Source organism: Orrella dioscoreae (assembly GCF_900089455.2).
GTDB classification, from domain to species: domain Bacteria; phylum Pseudomonadota; class Gammaproteobacteria; order Burkholderiales; family Burkholderiaceae_B; genus Orrella; species Orrella dioscoreae.
The window spans coordinates 3,593,746-3,611,017 of sequence record NZ_LT907988.1 but is presented as its reverse complement, the minus strand read 5'-3'; the positions used below and the strand labels follow the sequence as shown (position 1 = coordinate 3,611,017).

General features: G+C 68.6%; 13 protein-coding genes. 7 read left to right on the top strand and 6 right to left on the bottom strand.

All coding sequences use genetic code 11. From position 1 onward, the window contains the following. Positions 1 to 7: 7 nt before the first annotated feature. From ODI_RS16705 to ODI_RS16695, 3 genes are read left to right on the top strand one after another with little or no spacing between them, the layout of a single operon-like run. Entirely contained in the window at positions 8 to 2,296 is a 2,289-nt protein-coding gene (locus ODI_RS16705; RefSeq protein WP_098020929.1) for an NADP-dependent malic enzyme, read from the top strand. Next, positions 2,277 to 3,512, top strand: a complete 1,236-nt coding sequence (locus ODI_RS16700; RefSeq protein ID WP_082985363.1) for a patatin-like phospholipase family protein — start codon at positions 2,277 to 2,279, stop codon at positions 3,510 to 3,512. Before ODI_RS16705 ends, ODI_RS16700 begins: the two co-directional genes overlap by 20 nt. Continuing rightward, positions 3,509 to 3,979, top strand: coding sequence for a barstar family protein (locus ODI_RS16695; protein ID WP_067755541.1), 471 nt, complete (start codon positions 3,509 to 3,511; stop codon positions 3,977 to 3,979). The genes ODI_RS16700 and ODI_RS16695 overlap by 4 nt, the downstream gene beginning before the upstream one ends. A 103-nt stretch (positions 3,980 to 4,082) precedes the next feature. Here ODI_RS16695 and ODI_RS16690 read toward each other — a convergent pair whose 3' ends face one another. Further along, on the bottom strand, positions 4,083 to 4,823 hold the full coding sequence (locus ODI_RS16690) for a 16S rRNA (uracil(1498)-N(3))-methyltransferase (RefSeq protein ID WP_067755537.1): 741 nt from the start codon (positions 4,821 to 4,823) through the stop codon (positions 4,083 to 4,085). Positions 4,824 to 5,065: 242 nt separating this feature from the next. Between ODI_RS16690 and tkt the strand changes: the two genes are divergently transcribed. The 4 genes from tkt to ODI_RS16670 all read left to right on the top strand — a co-directional run bounded on the left by tkt (position 5,066) and on the right by ODI_RS16670 (position 11,143). Beyond that, positions 5,066 to 7,054, top strand: a complete 1,989-nt coding sequence (gene tkt / locus ODI_RS16685; RefSeq protein ID WP_067755534.1) for a transketolase — start codon at positions 5,066 to 5,068, stop codon at positions 7,052 to 7,054. Between the two features lie 19 nt (positions 7,055 to 7,073). After that, positions 7,074 to 8,084, top strand: a complete 1,011-nt coding sequence (gene gap / locus ODI_RS16680) for a type I glyceraldehyde-3-phosphate dehydrogenase (RefSeq protein ID WP_067755531.1) — start codon at positions 7,074 to 7,076, stop codon at positions 8,082 to 8,084. A 124-nt stretch (positions 8,085 to 8,208) separates the two neighbouring features. Continuing rightward, entirely contained in the window at positions 8,209 to 9,402 is a 1,194-nt protein-coding gene (locus tag ODI_RS16675; RefSeq protein WP_067755528.1) for a phosphoglycerate kinase, read from the top strand. Between the two features lie 49 nt (positions 9,403 to 9,451). Then, positions 9,452 to 11,143, top strand: a complete 1,692-nt coding sequence (locus ODI_RS16670; protein ID WP_173719673.1) for a SulP family inorganic anion transporter — start codon at positions 9,452 to 9,454, stop codon at positions 11,141 to 11,143. A 22-nt stretch (positions 11,144 to 11,165) separates the two neighbouring features. Here the strand turns inward: ODI_RS16670 and ODI_RS16665 are convergent, their stop codons facing one another. The 5 genes from ODI_RS16665 to ODI_RS16645 all read right to left on the bottom strand — a co-directional run bounded on the left by ODI_RS16665 (position 11,166) and on the right by ODI_RS16645 (position 17,258). Further along, positions 11,166 to 13,562, bottom strand: coding sequence for a DUF3141 domain-containing protein (locus ODI_RS16665; protein ID WP_067755525.1), 2,397 nt, complete (start codon positions 13,560 to 13,562; stop codon positions 11,166 to 11,168). 234 nt (positions 13,563 to 13,796) lie between these two features. Next, positions 13,797 to 14,240, bottom strand: coding sequence for a cyanase (cynS, locus tag ODI_RS16660; protein ID WP_067755549.1), 444 nt, complete (start codon positions 14,238 to 14,240; stop codon positions 13,797 to 13,799). Further along, positions 14,240 to 15,064, bottom strand: coding sequence for an ABC transporter ATP-binding protein (locus ODI_RS16655; protein WP_067755522.1), 825 nt, complete (start codon positions 15,062 to 15,064; stop codon positions 14,240 to 14,242). Before ODI_RS16655 ends, cynS begins: the two co-directional genes overlap by 1 nt. Positions 15,065 to 15,069: 5 nt before the next feature. Further along, entirely contained in the window at positions 15,070 to 15,912 is an 843-nt protein-coding gene (gene ntrB, locus ODI_RS16650) for a nitrate ABC transporter permease (RefSeq protein ID WP_067755519.1), read from the bottom strand. Beyond that, a complete protein-coding gene (locus ODI_RS16645) occupies positions 15,912 to 17,258 on the bottom strand; it encodes a CmpA/NrtA family ABC transporter substrate-binding protein (protein WP_067755516.1) in 1,347 nt (448 codons plus the stop codon). Before ODI_RS16645 ends, ntrB begins: the two co-directional genes overlap by 1 nt. Positions 17,259 to 17,272 lie beyond the last annotated feature (14 nt).

Here is a 17,272-nt window from a genome sequence, read left to right as displayed (position 1 = left end):
CATTTCCATGGACGAGAATCTTCGCAAGGCAGCGCTCGAATACCACGAGCTGGGCCGCCCCGGCAAAATCGCGGTCACGCCCACCAAGCAGCTGACCAATCAGCGCGACCTGGCGCTGGCGTACTCGCCAGGCGTGGCGGCGGCCTGTGAAGAGATCGTGGCCGATCCGGCGAACGCGTTTCGCTACACGGGGCGGGGCAACCTGGTGGGGGTGATTTCCAACGGCACGGCGGTGCTGGGGCTGGGCAACATCGGTCCGCTGGCCTCCAAGCCGGTGATGGAAGGCAAGGCGGTGCTGTTCAAGAAGTTCGCCGGTCTGGACGTGTTCGACATCGAGATCAACGAGACCGATCCGGACAAGCTGGTGGAGATCATCGCGGGGCTGGAGCCGACGTTTGGCGGCATCAACCTGGAGGACATCAAGGCGCCGGAGTGCTTCACGGTCGAGCGCAAGCTGCGCGAGCGCATGAAGATCCCGGTGTTCCACGACGACCAGCACGGCACGGCGATCACGGTGTCGGCGGCCTTCATCAACGGGCTGAAGGTGGTGGGCAAGGACATCGGCCAGGTGAAGGTGGTGGTGTCGGGCGCGGGCGCGGCCGCTCTGGCGTGCCTGGAGCTGATGGTGGACCTGGGTCTGCCGCCATCGAACGTGTGGGTGACCGACATCGAGGGCGTGGTGTTCGAGGGCCGCACGGTGCTGATGGACCCGGACAAGGCGAAGTTCGCGCAGAAGACGGACCTGCGCACGCTGGGCGAGGTGATCGAGGGGGCGGACGTCTTCCTGGGGCTGTCCGCCGGTGGGGTGCTGAAACCGGAGATGGTGGCGCGCATGGCGGCCAGGCCCTTCATCCTGGCGCTGGCCAACCCGACGCCGGAGATCCTGCCGGAAGCGGCGCACGCGGTGCGTGACGACGTGGTGATGGCGACGGGCCGCTCGGACTATCCGAACCAGGTCAACAACGTGCTGTGCTTCCCGTACATCTTCCGGGGGGCGCTGGACGTGGGGGCGACCACCATCACGCGCGAGATGGAGAAGGCGGCGGTGTATGCGATCGCCGGCCTGGCGCAGGAAGAGCAGAACGAGGTGGTGGCGGCGGCCTATGGCACGTACGACATCTCCTTCGGCCCGGAATACCTGATTCCCAAGCCCTTCGACCCGCGGCTGATCGTGCGCATCGCGCCGGCGGTGGCCAAGGCGGCGATGGACGGGGGCGTGGCGACGCGTCCGCTGGCGGACCTGGACGCGTACACGGCGCAGCTGCAGCAGTTCGTGTATCACTCGGGCGCGTTCATGAAGCCCTTGTTCGCGGCGGCCAAGCAGCTGGTGCGCGAGGGCGGTCGTGCGCGCATCGTGTTCACGGAGGCGGAAGACGAGCGGGTGTTGCGCGCGGTGCAGGTGATCGTGGACGAGAAGCTGGCGCGCCCGATCCTGGTGGGGCGTCCGGCGGTGCTGCTGTCGCGCATCGAGAAGTTCGGGCTGCGGCTGAAGCTGGGGCAGGACGTGGAGGTGACGAACCCGGAGTACGACGAGCGCTTCCACCAGTACTGGACGACGTACTGGGAGATGATGTGCCGCCAGGGCATCACCAAGGAGATGGCGCGCGTGGAGATGCGCCGCCGGCTGACCCTGATCGGCGCCATGATGGTCCACGTGGGCGACGCCGACGGGATGATCTGCGGCATGGCCAGCGGCTATCACGACCACCTGCGCTTCATCGACCAGGTCATCGGCCAGCAGGCAGGCACCAAGACCTACGGCGCCATGAACATCCTGCTGCTCTCGGAGAAGACGGTCGCGCTGGTGGACACGCATGTGAATGAGGACCCCACCGCCGAACAACTGGCCGACATCACGCTGATGGCCGCGGAAAAGATGCGCCAGCTGAATCTGGAGCCCAAGGTGGCGCTGCTGTCGCGCTCGAACTTCGGCTCGGGCAGTTCGGCGTCGGGCGAGAAGATGCGCCAGGCCCTGGCCCTGGTGCGCGAGCGCGCGCCCGAGCTGGAGGTGGACGGCGAAATGCACGGCGACTGCGCGCTGGACGAGGCCCTGCGCCTGCGCATCCTGCCTTCGTCGACGCTGCGCGGCTCGGCCAACCTGCTGGTGTGCCCGAACGTGGACGCGGGCAACATCGCCTACAACCTGTTGAAGACCGCCGCCGGTGAAAACGTCGCCGTGGGTCCCTTCCTGCTGGGCGTGAACGCGCCCGTGCAGATCCTGACCTCGAGCTCCACCGTGCGCCGCATCGTCAACATGACCGCGCTGGCGGTGGTGGATGCGAACAAGCCACGCTGACCGTGGCGATGGCCCACGCGGCGCGGCGCGCCCCGTGGGCCGTACCGCGCTCGTCCTGACGGGCGGCGGTGCGCGCGCCGCCTATCAGGTGGGCGTGCTGCAGGCCATCCTGGACCTGCTGGACCCGGGGCATCACCCCGACTTCGTCAACCCCTTCGACATCATCTGCGGCACGTCGGCGGGCGCGATCAACGCGGCCGCGCTGGCCTGCCGCGCCGAGCAGCCGCACCGCGCGCTGCGGCGCACGCGCAGGCTGTGGGAAAACCTGCACACCGGCGACATCTATCGCGCCGACGCGGCCGGCCTGGCGCGCTCCGGCGCGCGCTGGCTGGGCCTGCTGACATTGGGCTGGATGCTGCCCGGCCTGCGCCGCGACAAGCCCCGCTCCTTGCTGGACAACACACCGCTGGCGGGTCTGCTGGGGCGCGCGCTGGACTTCCATCGGCTGGAGGCCAACCTCGCTTGCGGCGCGCTCTCGGCGCTGGCCATCACGGCTTCGGGCTACGCCAGCGGCGAACACCTGACCTTCTATCAGGCGCGCGGCGGCATCGAGCCCTGGCGGCGCTCGCTGCGTCGCGCCATTCCGGCCACGCTGGGCGTGGATCACCTGATGGCATCCAGCGCGATTCCCTTCGTGTTCCCGGCCCGCGCGCTGCGGGTGGGGCAACAGATGGAATGGTGCGGCGATGGCTCGATGCGCCAGCTGGCGCCCATCAGCCCGGCCATTCACCTGGGCGCCGACCGCGTGCTGGTGATCGGCACGGGCTATCGTGACGAAACGCATCCCGAGCAGCGCGATAGCGCGCCCGCGTATCCCTCGCTGGCACAGATCGGCGGGCACGCGATGTCGAACATTTTTCTCGATAGCGTGGCGACCGACGTGGAGCGCGTCGAGCGTGTGAATACCCTGCTGGAAGAGGTGCCCGATGCCCGGGGTGGCACGGGACTGCGCCCCGTGCGCGCACTGGCCCTGGCCCCCACGCAGTCGCTGGATACCTTGGCATTGGCCAATCTGCAGGCCTTGCCTGTTGCGGCCAGGACACTGTTCCGCGTGCTCGGCGTGAACGATCGCCCAGGGCGCGAGGGCGGCGGCGCGCTGTTGTCCTATCTGTTGTTCGAATCTGCTTACACGCGCCAATTGATCGAATTGGGTTATGCCGATACGATGCGGCGTACCGATGCGGTCAACGATTTTTTCAAGGAGTCGCACGCATGACGCGATCCGGCCTGTCCCCCTTGCAGAAGCAGTTGCAGCGAGGCGGCGTACTGGACTCCTCCGCGCACGCGCCCGACGCGCTTGCCGATGCGGCGCGTGAGCAGGGCCTGGCATTTTTCTCCGCGGATTGCGATCGTGCACGCAGCCGCTCGGCCGCCATGCGTGCCATCGCCAAGGCCGTGGATTTTCCGGAGTTCTTCGGCGGCAGTTTCGATGCGCTGTACGACTGCCTGTGCGACACGGTGCTCGATCAGAAGGGCGGCGTGGTGCTGTGGCTCGAGAAACTGCACTCGGGCGATCCCGCGTTGAAGGACGACGCCAAACGGATCGAGACGGTGTGCGGGGATGTCGCCGACTTTGCGAAGGAAAACGGCAGGGTGTTCGCGTTTGCGATTTCCCATGCGGGGCGGCATCCGGATCCTGTGCCGGGAGAGGCGCAGAGTTGGAGCGCGACGGGCGGGGATTGAATCGCTGCGGGTGTGATTGAGTGCTTGGGACGCGAGAGATCGCGTCTTTTTGTTTCTGGGGGTTGTTTTGGGCTGCTTTGCTGCGCGCCGCCCGCCCGAAGAGCTAGCCTTGCCAGCCCAGCAGCGCCGTGGCGGCGGCCACCAGTGCGATGCCGGCGGTTTCCGTGCGCAGCACGCGGGGGCCGAAGCGGATGGCCTGGGTGCCGGCGCGGGCGGCGGCCTGCAGTTCCTCGTCGTCCCAGCCGCCTTCGGGGCCGACCAGGAAGGCGAAGCCCTGGCGGGCGGCGTCGGGCGGGGGCAGGGCCTGGGCCAGGTCCTGCTGGGCGTCCGGGTGGCACAGGAAGGCCGTGGTGCCTGCTTGGGCGGCCAGCCATTGGGGCAGGGTGACGGGGGCGTCCACCCGGGCCACGCGGTTGCGGCCGCATTGTTCGCTGGCGGAGCGGGCCAGGGCCTGCCAGCGGGCCAGGCGTTTTTCCAGGCGGGGGCCGTCCAGTTGCAGCACGCTGCGGCGGGCGGCGATGGGGGCGATGCGGGTGACGCCCATTTCCACGGCCTTCTCGATGACCCACTCCATCTTGTCGCCGGCGGGCAGGCCCTGCGCCAGCGTGATGGGGCCGGGCAGTTCGGCTTCGCGCGGATCGTGCCGGCCCAGCCTGGCCAGGCCGCGCTTGCCGTCGGCATGCACGGTGGCGGGGGTTTCGCCGCCTTCGCCGTCGAACAGCACGATGCCGGCGCCATCGCGCAGACGCAGCACCCGCAGCGCGTGGTGCGCGACCTCGTCGGGCAGCACGATCTCGGTGCCGGCCTGCAGGGGGCCGGGGCAGTAAAAGCGCGGGGTCGTCATGGGCGGGATGGCGTTGCGGAAGGCCGCTTGCCGGGCGGAGCCGGGGGTGGCACGGCCCGGGTGCTAAAATCTTGGGTTTCGCTACTCTAACATTCAGGCGCGGCGGCAACGGGTCGCGGCGTCCTGCCAGCCGAGCTTCCATGACCCAGCCCTCCGCCCCGGCAACTTCGCCGGCGAATGCACAAGCAGCCCAAGCAGCCCAAGCCCACCCGCAACTGGCCAACGCCATCCGCGCCCTCGCGATGGACGCCGTGCAGCAGGCCAATTCCGGCCACCCGGGCGCGCCCATGGGCATGGCCGAGATCGCCCAGGCGCTCTGGACCCGTCACCTGGCCCACAATCCCGCCAATCCTGCCTGGCCCAATCGCGACCGCTTCGTGCTGTCCAACGGCCACGGCTCGATGCTGATCTACGCACTGCTGCATCTCACCGGCTACGACCTGCCGATGGACGAGCTGCGCAATTTCCGCCAACTGCATTCGCGTACCCCCGGCCACCCCGAAGTGGGCATCACCGCCGGCGTGGAAACCACCACCGGCCCGCTGGGCCAGGGCCTGGGCAACGCCGTCGGCATGGCGCTGGCCGAAGCGCTGCTGGCTGCCGAATTCAATCGTCCCGGCCACGACATCGTCGACCACAACACCTATGTGTTCCTGGGTGACGGCTGCCTGATGGAAGGCATCTCGCACGAGGTCTGCTCGCTGGCCGGCACGCTCAAGCTCTCGAAGCTGGTCGCGCTGTATGACGACAACGGCATCTCCATCGACGGCAAGGTCGAGCACTGGTTCGCCGACGACACCGCCCGCCGCTTCGAAGGCTACGGCTGGAACGTCATCCGCGGCGTCGATGGCCATGACGTCGACGCGGTCGACGCCGCGCTGGTCCAGGCCCGCGCCAATGCCGCCGCCCACGGCGGCCCCACGCTGATCCTGTGCCGCACCGTCATCGGCAAGGGCGCCCCCAACGTGGCCGGCACCGACAAGGTCCACGGCGCGCCGCTGGGCAACGACGAAATCGCCGCCACGCGCGCCGCGCTGGGCTGGACCGCCGCGCCCTTCGAGATCCCCGAGGACGTGCGCAGCGGCTGGGATAGCAAGGAGGCCGGCGTGCGCGCCGAGTCCGCCTGGCAGGCCCGCTTCAACACCTACGCCGAAGCCCACCCCGAGCTGGCCGCCGAGTTCACGCGCCGCATGAAGGGCGAACTGCCTGCCGACTTCGCGAAGACCCTGCAGGACCTCATCGCCGCCACCGATGCGAAAACCGAGACCGTTGCCTCGCGCAAGGCTTCGCAGCTCGCCATCGGCGCGCTGGTGCAAGAACTGCCGGAACTGCTGGGCGGCTCGGCCGACCTGACCGGCTCCAACTACACCGACTGGAAGGGCGTGGCGCCCGTGCGCGCCGGCCAGGCCGGCATCCAGGGTGGCCGCCACATCAACTACGGCGTGCGCGAGTTCGGCATGGCCGCCGTCATGAACGGCGTGTCGCTGCATGGCGGCTACCTGCCTTTCGGCGGCACCTTCCTGACCTTCTCCGACTATTCGCGCAATGCCATCCGCATGGCCGCGCTGATGAAGCAACGCGTGGTGCACGTCTTCACGCACGACTCCATCGGCCTGGGCGAAGACGGTCCCACCCACCAGTCCATCGAGCACGCTTCCAGCCTGCGCCTCATCCCCAACCTGTCTGTCTGGCGTCCTTGCGACACCGTCGAGACGATGGTGGCCTGGGGCCATGCGGTGACGCGTCCCGCCAGCATCGGCATGGTCGTGAACGCAGGCGGCCCCACCGCGCTGCTGCTGTCGCGCCAGAACCTGCCCTTCGTGCAACGCGACGCCGACACCGTCAAGGCCATCGCGCGCGGCGGCTACGTGCTGCGTGACGCCGAAGGCGCGCGCGCCGTCATCATCGCCACCGGCTCGGAAGTCGCGCTGGCACTGGCCGCGCAAGAGCAACTGGCCAAGGCCGGCGTGCCGGTGCGCGTGGTGTCCATGCCCAGCACCGACGTGTTCGACGGCCAGGACCGCGCCTGGCGCGAGGCCGTGCTGCCCAAGGGGCTGCCGCGCGTGGCCGTCGAGGCCGGCACGACCGCGCTGTGGCACAAATACGTGGGCCTGGATGGCGCCGTGGTCGGCATCGACAGCTACGGCGAGTCGGCGCCCGCGGGCGTGCTGTTCAAGCATTTCGGGCTGACCGCCGAGAAGGTGGCCGAGGCCGTGCAAGGGATTCTGTAAAACCTAAGGAGAAGGTGTCATGACCATTCGCGTCGCCATCAACGGCTACGGCCGTATCGGCCGTAACATCCTGCGTGCCCACTACGAAGGGGGCAAGCGCCACGACATCCAGATCGTTGCCATCAACGACCTGGGTGATCCCAAGACCAATGCGCACCTGACGCAATACGACACGGCCCACGGCAAGTTCCCGGGCAAGGTCGAAGTCGACGGCGACTACCTGGTCGTCAACGGCGACAAGATCCGCGTGCTGGCCAACCGCAATCCCGCCGAGCTGCCCTGGGGCGAGCTGGGCGTGGACGTGGTGCTGGAGTGCACCGGCTTCTTCACCAGCAAGGAAAAGGCCAGCGCCCACATCAAGGGCGGCGCCAAGAAAGTCATCATCTCGGCCCCCGGCGGCAAGGATGTCGACGCCACCGTCGTCTACGGCGTGAACCACGGCGTGCTGAAGGCAACCGACACCGTCATCTCGAACGCGTCGTGCACCACCAACTGCCTGGCCCCCCTGGTCAAGCCGCTGCAGGACACGCTGGGCATCGAAACCGGCCTGATGACCACCGTGCACGCCTACACGAACGACCAGGTGCTGACCGACGTCTATCACGAAGACCTGCGCCGCGCCCGTTCGGCCACGCAAAGCATGATCCCCACCAAGACCGGCGCCGCCGCCGCGGTGGGCCTGGTGCTGCCCGAACTGAACGGCAAGCTGGACGGCTACGCCATCCGCGTCCCGACCATCAACGTGTCGATCGTCGACCTGTCGTTCATCGCCAAGCGCGACACGACGGTCGAGGAAGTGAACGCCATCCTGAAGGAAGCCTCGGAAGGCGCCTTGAAGGGCATCCTGACGTACAACACCGAGCCGCTGGTGTCGATCGACTTCAACCACAACCCGGCTTCCAGCAACTTCGACGCCACGCTGACCAAGGCGTCGGGCAAGCTGGTCAAGGTCTCGTCGTGGTACGACAACGAGTGGGGTTTCTCGAACCGCATGCTCGACACGACCGTGGCCCTCAGCACGGCGAAGTAAGCAGGGCCTTCACGGCAACACGTCCCGCGCCCGTCGATCCGGACGGGGACGTGACAGGGGCGGGGCAACCCGCCCCTCTCTTTATCCAGCAACAGAACAACGAGACACACAAGGCGACAGACACATGGCAGACGTCAAGACGCTCACCTCGCTCGCGAAATCGGGTGACCTGGCCGGCAAGCGGGTGTTCATCCGCGCCGATCTCAACGTGCCCTTCGACGACGCGGGCAAGATTTCCGAAGACACGCGCATCCGTGCTTCGGTGCCTGGCATCCGCCTGGCGCTGGACGCCGGCGCCGCCGTCATGGTGACCTCGCACCTGGGCCGTCCCACCGAGGGCGCGCTGACCGAGGAAGATTCCCTCGCGCCCGTGGCGCAGCGCCTGAGCGAATTGCTGGGCACGTCCGTGCCGCTGGTCAAGGACTGGGTCGAGAACGGCGTGCAGGCCGAACCCGGCCGCGTGGTCCTGCTGGAGAACTGCCGCGGCAACAAGGGCGAGAAGAAGAATGACGAGGCGCTGTCGCGCAGGATGGCCGCGCTGTGCGACGTCTATGTCAACGACGCCTTCGGCACCGCGCATCGCGCCGAAGCCACCACGCACGGCATCGCGCAGCACGCCGCGGTGGCCTGCGCCGGCCCGTTGCTGGCCGCCGAGCTCGACGCCCTGGGCCGCGCCCTGCAAGCGCCGAAGCGTCCGCTGGTCGCCATCGTGGGCGGTTCGAAGGTGTCCACCAAGCTGTCCATCCTGCAATCGCTGTCGTCCAAGGTCGACCAGCTGGTCGTGGGCGGCGGCATCGCCAACACCTTCCTGCTGGCCGCGGGCAAGCCCATCGGCAAGTCGCTGGCCGAGCCCGACCAGATTGCCCAGGCTCGTGCCGTCATCGACGAGATGAAGTCGCGCGGCGCCGACGTGCCGATCCCGGTGGACGTGGTCTGCGCCAAGACCTTCGGCGCGGATGCCGCAGCGACCGTGAAGTCCGTGGACGACGTGGCCGAAGACGACCTGATCCTGGATATCGGTCCGCAAAGCGCGGCGCAGCTGGCCGCCGTGCTGGCCAAGGCCGGCACCATCGTCTGGAACGGTCCGGTAGGCGTGTTCGAGTTCGACGCCTTCGCGAACGGCACGGAAACCGTCTCGCGCGCCATCGCCGAATCGCCCGCCTTCTCCATCGCGGGCGGCGGCGACACCCTGGCGGCCATCGCCAAGTACGGCATCGCCGACAAGGTCGGCTACATCTCCACCGGCGGCGGCGCCTTCCTCGAGTTCCTCGAGGGCAAGGAACTGCCCGCGGTGGCGGTGCTGCAGGCACGCGCCTGAGGCGGGGCGGGCTGCGCAAGCGGCCCGCCAGCCACACCCCCGCGTCGCCATGCGCTTCGCTTTTCTCCCTTCGCTCGACAAGTGGCGCGGCATCACGCCGGCCCAGGCGCGCCAGGACGCCCTGGCGGGCTTGAGCGTGGCGGCCGTGGCCTTGCCCGTGGGGCTGGCCTATGCCGCCATGATGGGCCTGCCGCCTGCCTCGGGCCTGTGGGCCGCCATTGCCGGCATGATCGGCTATGCGCTTTTCGGTGCCTCACGCACGCTCATCGTCGGGCCGGACACCGCCACCTGCACGCTGATCGCAGCCACGCTCAGCGGCATGGCGCTGGTCGCGCCCGAGGAGCGCCTGGCGGGCGCGGCGGGCATGGCCTTGCTGGTAGGGCTGGGATGCCTGCTGGCGCGGGTGTTCCGGCTGGGCACGCTGGCCAATCTGCTGTCGCGCCCCGTGCTGGTGGGCTACATGGCAGGCGTGGCGGTCACGCTGGCCTGGGCCCAGCTGGGGCCGCTGACGGGCACCGCGCCGCGGCCGCAAGAGCTGTTGCGGCCGTTGAACGCACTGTTCCGCCTGGTCCTGCACGCGCATTGGCCCACGGTGATCCTGAGCGTGGCGGCCTGCCTGGCGCTCATCGCGTTGCGGCGCTGGCGGCCACGCTGGCCCGCGCCGATCCTGCTGGTCATCGGGGGCTGCCTGCTGTCGTGGCTGTTCAATTTTCCGTCGCTGGGCATCTCGGTGGTCGGCGACATCCCCGCCGGCTTGCCCGCCCTTGCCATTCCCGCGCAGGTGCACAGCATCGAGGCCATGCTGCTGGGCGCGGGCGGCGTGCTGCTGGTCAGCTTTTCCAGCGGCATCGTCACTGCGCGCAGCTTTGCCGCGCGCAGCGGCGAAACCGTCGATCCCAATCGCGAACTGCTGGGGTTCGGCGCGGCCAACATCGCGTCAGGCCTGTTCCAGGGCTTCGTCGTGACCGGCGCCGATTCGCGCACCGCGGTCGGCCTGGCTGCCGGCGCCAGTTCGCCTGTCGCCAGCATCGTGGCGGCCCTGGCGCTGGCCATCGTGCTGACGCTCGCCAGCGCGGCGCTGTTCTGGCTGCCGCAGCCTGTGCTGGCCGCCATCCTGCTGCTGGCCGCGCTGCATCTCTTCGACTGGCGCGCCTTCGCCACGCTGGCCCGGATCTCGCGCGCCGAGTTCGCCTTTGCCGCCCTGGCCGCGGCGGGGGTGGTGGCGTTCGGCGTGCTGAACGGCGTGGCCGTGGCGGTCACCGCCACGCTGATGTACGTCATGTACGTGACGGCCACGCCCCGCGACGCGCTGCTGGGCCGCCTGCCCGGCGACACCACGCTGTGCAAGCTGCACCTGAATCCGGGCGCCGAGGCGATGCCGGGCGTCGTGGTGTGGCTCTTCGAGTCATCGATCTGGTTCTTCAACGCCGATACCTTCCGCCGCCGCGCCAGCGAAGTGCTGGCGCTGTCGGGCCAGGCCCGCTGGTTCGTGCTGGACGCGGCGGCCATGACCCATGCCGATGCGGATGCCATCGAGGCGCTGACGTGGCTCAGGCAGTCGCTGGAAGAGCGTGGGGTGGGGCTGATGTTGACCGGGGGCCACGGCGCCTTCCGCATGGCGCTGGATCGCTCGGGCCTGGCCGACGCCATCGGTCGGGACCGCATTTTCCTCACCGCCGAGCAGGCGGTGGCGGCCATCGAACGGCTGGACACGGAGAGGGCGGCGGCAAGCGCGGCCTGACAGGGCGCTGGCCGTGTCCGCCTCAGGCGGCCGTCTTGCGTGGCGCGCGCTTGCGGGGCGCCGGGGTCTTGCCGGCCGCTGCGGCCTTCGTGGTCTTGCGCGCAGTCGGTTTGCTCGCCGCCGCGGGGGGCTTGGCCAGGGCGGCCTCGGCTGCCGCCGCCTTGACTGGCGCGCTGCGCGTGGACGCGATGACCTTGCGAGGCCGCGCCGCGCGCGGGCTGGCCTTGCGCGCACCGGCCTGCGCGGCAGTCGCGCCGGTGGCCGCGGGTGCACGGGCCTTGCCGTTCTCGGCATCCTTCGCTGCCGCCTCGAACAGTTCGCGCATGTCTTCCAGGCGCTGGCCCGCGGCTTCGGTCATGGGCAGGCCGGCGGTGACCACCTGTTCCATGTCCTGGAAGCCCGCGCGGATGTCGCGAGCCGAGGCACGCGACAGCAGGACGCGCGTGGCGGCCAGGGCGGCCTCCCTGTCCAGCATCATCATCAGGGCCTGGTCGCGGACCACGTCCTTGAATTCGTCCAGCGCCAGCACGTTGTCCTTGCCGGCGCGCATGCGGCGGATCAGGTTGAAGCTGCGCTCGTCGATGCCGCCCTGGGCGGCGCTGACGTAGATGAGCAGGCGCAGGCAGGCCTCGCGCAGCCCGCCGGTTTCCATCAGGCCGCGCAGCTCGATGGCGCGTTGGGCCATGAATTCGCGGTGTTCCGGCGAGATGCCGGGATGCTTGCGGATGGGCGAGGTGTCGCCGCCCAGCCCGGCCAGGTCCTGCACCAGCGGCGAGCCATAGACCGCCATGAAGACGCGCTCGACCCAGTCGTCGCGCAGCTTGGTCCAGATGTCCAGGCCCGATTCCAGGAGGTGCGAGCCCATCTTCTCGGCCACCAGGAAAGGATTGTCCGGCGACACGGGCTGGCGCGATTCGCGCACCTGCTCGGCCAGCGGCGCCACGGGCGAAGCGACCGGATTGCGGTCGGAGAACAGTTCGTAGGACAGGCGCATGGGGTGCAGGCGCTGCATCAGCTCGGCCACCGGCGTGCTGATGGCATGGCGCACCCAGGGCTGCACGAAGCTGCGGTACAGGCCCAGGTTGATCTCGGAGATGCGGGCCACGGCGGCGAAGCGGCGGTCGTCCTCGGGCTTCTGCTGCACGATCTCGCGGATGTCGTCCAGGTGCCGGCGGCCGAAGTTCAGCACGTAGTTGCCCTGGGCGAGGTCGGCATTGGGCGTGTCGGGGGTCTTGTCGCTGATCTCGGCTTCGTAGATGCCGGGCGGGAGCACGTCGATCATGTCGATATTGCAGGTGAACTCCTGGTGTTCCTTGCGCGCCACGCTGCCCGACACGAAGATGCCCAGGTGGCCGATGCTGTCGTGCACGGCATAGACGATGGTCTGGCCGTGCGCGCGCACCTCGTTGTCGTCCTGGTACAGATCGGTGATCCAGCCCAGCGCCTGCGGCGGCGGCGTGATGTTGTCGCCGCGCGAGCAGAAGACGATGATCGGCGCGCGCACGTTGCGGATGTCCAGGCGGATGCCGTCGGACGTGACGAGTTCGCCGCTGGTGAACTTGTTGCCGACGAAGAGGTTGTCGACGATGTACTGGATCTCTTCACGGTTCAGGAACACATGGCCGCCCCACCACTTCTCGAAGCCCAGGTAGCGCTCGGCTTCGGTGTCGACCTTGCTGTAGAGGTTGTACTGCTTGCTCCACAGGGTGTTGGCGGGATTGAGGTTCTCGAAGTTCTGCACCAGCCAGGCGCCGTCGAACTTGCCGCCGTCCAGGTCGCTGGTATAGGCGGTCAGCCACGAGCCGCCCACCAGCCCGCCGAAGTAGCGCATGGGGTTCATGCCGCGCCAGCCCGCCCAGTAGGACAGCGGCGCGCCGGCCAGGATGATGGCGCCGAAGAGTTCGGGCCGCATGGCGGCGGTCATCATGACCTGCCAGCCGGCCTGGCAGTTGCCCACGACCACCGGCTTGCCCTCCGCTTCGGGATGGCGGGCGATGACGGTTTCCAGGAAGTGGGCTTCGGCGCGCATCACGTCCTCGACCGTCTGGCCGGGCACGGGCTGTGGCAGGAAGCCGATGAAATAGCAGGGGTGGCCCGCGCGGACGGCCACGCCGATCTCGCTTTCGGGCTTGAAGCCGCCGATGCCCGGGCCGTGGCCGGCGCGCGGGTCGACGATGACGAAGGGGCGCTTGCGCGGGTCGACCGGCGCGTCGGCGGGCGGCAGGATGCGCACGAGGGAATAGTTGACCGGGCGGGGCAGCGTGTCGCCGGATTCGATCTGCTCGAATTCCATGCTGAGCACGTGCGGCGCCTGCTTGGCCATGTGGGCCTGGTACTGGTTGCCGCGCTGTCGCATGACGTCGGCGTACAGCACGCTGCGCTGGAAGGCGTCGGTGGCGTACTCGAAGGCGGCCTGCATAGGTGCGGCCTGCCAGGGGCCTGCGGGAATCTGGGATACGAGGGTGTCGGAACCTGTGCGGGGGGCCACTGCCGATCTCCTTAGGGGCGCGGGCGCACGCGGGAAGTGCATGCGCGGTGCAAGCGGGACAGGCTGGTGCATGGTTGCACCAGCCGATGGCCCATTACACCCAAAATAATGTTGCAATGCAACAAATGCGGCCGGGCATAAGGTATCCGTGGGTATCCCCCGGCATCAATACGTCTTGTAGGGCAGGAACTTGCCGCTCATGACGATCTGCACGCGGTCGCCCTTGGGGTCGGCTTCGCGCGACAGGTCCATGCGGAAGTCGATGGCGCTCATGATGCCGTCGCCGAATTCCTCGTGGATCAGCGCCTTGAAGGTCGTGCCGTAGATGCTGACCAGCTCATAGAAGCGGTAGATCAGCGGGTCGGTGGGCACGGCGCTGGGCAGGGAGCCCTTGTAGGGCGTGACCTGCAGCTGCAGCACGGCGTCGGCGGGCAGGTCCAGCGCGCGGCCGGCGGCCGTCGCCTGTTCCTCGGTCAGGGTCATCTGACCCAGCAGCGCGGCCGTGGTCCATTCCTTGCTCTGGCCCACGGCCTCGGCAAGGTCGGTCCAGCTCAGTTTCTTTTCCAGTTTGCGGGTGACGATGAGTTCGGTGACGTCGGCGCGGGTCATCATGATGCGAGGATCTCCTTGTTGGGGCTGCTGCCCTTGTCGTGGGCCTTGTCGACCAGGAAGTCGACCAGGTGATTGCGGATGTCGTAATAGCGGGGTTCGTGGTGCAGGCTGGCGCGCGTGCGGTCGCGTGGCAGGTCCACGGTGACGGTGTCGGCGATGCGGGCGTAGGGGCCCGCGCTCATGAGCAGGATGCGGTCCGACAGCAGGATGGCCTCGTCCACGTCGTGCGTGATCATGAAGACGGTCTGCTGGGTCTCGTTGACGATGGCGCGCAGCTCGTCCTGGATGGTGCCGCGGGTCAGCGCGTCCAGGGCGCCGAAAGGCTCGTCCAGCAGCAGCATCTTGGGCTGGATGGCGAACGCCCGGGCGATGCCCACGCGTTGCTTCATGCCGCCCGAAAGTTCGCTGGGCTTCTTGTGCAGCGCGTGCCCCAGGCCCACCATGGCCAGGTAGCGTTCGCTGTGCATCCGGATCTGCTCGCGGCTGTAGTCGGGCCAGCGCGAGCGCACGCCGAACTCGACGTTCTGCAGCGCGGTGAGCCAGGGCAGCAGGGCGTGCGACTGGAACACCACGCCGCGCTCCAGCGAGGGGCCGGCGATTTCGCGGCCGTCCATGATGACGATGCCGTCGCTGGCGTGGTCGATGCCCGCCAGGATGTTCAGGATGGTGGTCTTGCCACAGCCCGAATGGCCGATCACGCAGACGAATTCGCCGCGGCCGATGCCGAAGCTGACGTCCTCGAAGACGGGCGCGCCGGGCTTGCCGTCGCGCTGCGGATAGCGCTTGGCCAGCGACTGGATTTCCAGGAAAGGTCGGTTCATGGTGTTCACTCCCGGTAGCTCACGAGCCGCGCCGCGCGGGCCAGCGCCGTGTCGAGCAGCATGCCCACCAGGCCGATGAACAGGATGGCGCAAATGATGTTGGCGATCGACAGGTTGTTCCATTCGTTCCAGACGAAGTAGCCGATGCCGGTGCCGCCGATCAGCATCTCGGCCGCGACGATCACCAGCCACGCAATGCCCACCGAGATGCGCATGCCGGTCATGATGGTGGGCGCGGCGGCCGGCAGCACCACCTGCAGCGCCGTGCGCAGGCGCGGGACTTCCAGCGTGCGGGCGACATTCAGCCAATCCTGGCGCACCGCGCCCACGCCGAAGGCCGTGTTCACCAGCATCGGCCACAGCGAGCAGATGAAGATCACGAACACCGCCGAGGTGTTGGCGTCCTTGATCGTGTAGAGCGCGAGCGGCATCCACGCGAGCGGGGAGATCGGCTTGAGCACCTGGATGTACGGGTCGAAGGCGCGATACACCGTGCGCGACATGCCGATGAGAAACCCCAGCGGGATGGCGATCAGCGCGGCCAGGCCGAAGCCCGTCAGCACGCGCAGGATCGAGTAGCCCAGCTGCAGGCCGATGCCCTTGTCGTTGGGGCCGCGGTCATAGAAGGGGTCGCTCAGGTGGTGCCAGAGCTGCACGCCGACATCCATCGGGCCCGGGAAGGGCGACTGGCCGCCGGTGGCGGCCGCGGCCCCCACCAGCGCCGCGTATTCCGCGTCCACCGACTGCTCGCCGGCGCTGGTGGTGGTGGCGGCGTGCCAGACCAGCAGGAAGGCGGCCAGGAGGGCCAGCGACAGCAGCGGCGCGCGCCAGCGGGATTCCTCGCGCATCAGTGCCTCCGGATCGGGAAACTTTGCAGGTAGGCCTCGGGCTGGCTGGCGTCGAAGGGCTTGCCCATGACGCTGAAGGACTTGGTGTCCGACGCCGGCACGGCCAGCCCCGCCTCGCCCATGAGGCGCTTGGCGTCCGTGGCCAGGAAGACCTCCGCGGCGATCTTCTGGTAATCCACGTCACCCTTGATCTGGCCCCAGCGCTTCATCTGGGTCAGTATCCACACGGCGAAGGATTGCCAGGGCATGGGGTCGAAGTCGATGCGGTCGGGCACCTGCACGACCTTGCCCAGGCCGTCGGCGAAGAGGCCGGTCAGCACCTGCTGCACGACGGTCGCCGGCTGGTTCAGGTAGTTGGGTCCCGAGATCACCGTGGCGATTTCCTTGCGGTTCGCCGGATTGCGGGCATAGGCGGTGGCCTCGATGATGGCCTTCAGCAAGGCCTGGTAGGTGTTCGGGTTGCGCGTGACGAAGTCCTTGCTGGTGGCGAAGGCGCAGCAGGGGTGCTCGGGCCAGATCTCCTTGGACAGGATGTGGATGAAGCCCACGCCGTCATAGACCGCGCGCTGGTTGACGGGGTCGGGCGCCAGGAAGCCGTCGATGTTGTCCGCGCGCAGGTTGGCCACCATTTCGGGCGGCGGCACCGAGCGGATCTGCACGTCGGTGTCGGGATCCAGGCCGTGCTCGGCCAGGTAGTAGCGCAACAGGTAGTTGTGCATGGAGTAGTCGAAGGGCACGGCGAACTTCATGCCCTTCCACTCCTTCGGGTCGCGCTTGTCCTTGTGCTTCATGGACAGCGTGATGGCCTGGCCGTTGGTGTTCTCCAGCGCGGGCACGGTCCAGGGCACGGCGGCGGTGGTGCCCGCGCCCAGCGAGATGGCCAGCGGCATGGGCGAGAGCATTTGCGCCGCGTCGTATTCGCCCGACAGCGCCTTGTCGCGGATCAGCGCCCAGCCGGCAGTCTTCACCACTTCCACGTCCAGGCCCTGGCGCGCATAGAAGCCCATGGGGTGGGCCATGATGATGGGCGTGGCGCAGGTGATGGGAATGAAGCCGACCTTCAGCTTCTGTTTCTCCAGCGGGCCAGTGCCCTGGGCGAAGGCCTCCTTGGCGGCGGCCAGCGGGAAGATCGACGACACCGCGGCCAGGGCGGTGCCGCTGCCCACGGCCTGCAGGAAGCGCCGGCGCAGGCCGTCCTCCGGGAAGAGCGCGCGCATCACGGCGGACTCGACGGCGCGCGACTGCAGCGCGGCGAGATCCGCTTCGTGTTCTGCCTGGCTGGCATGGCGGCCGCAGCCGCAGCCCAGGCGGGCCTGGGGATTGAAGGGATTGCGGAACAGGGACATGACGGGCTCCGTTG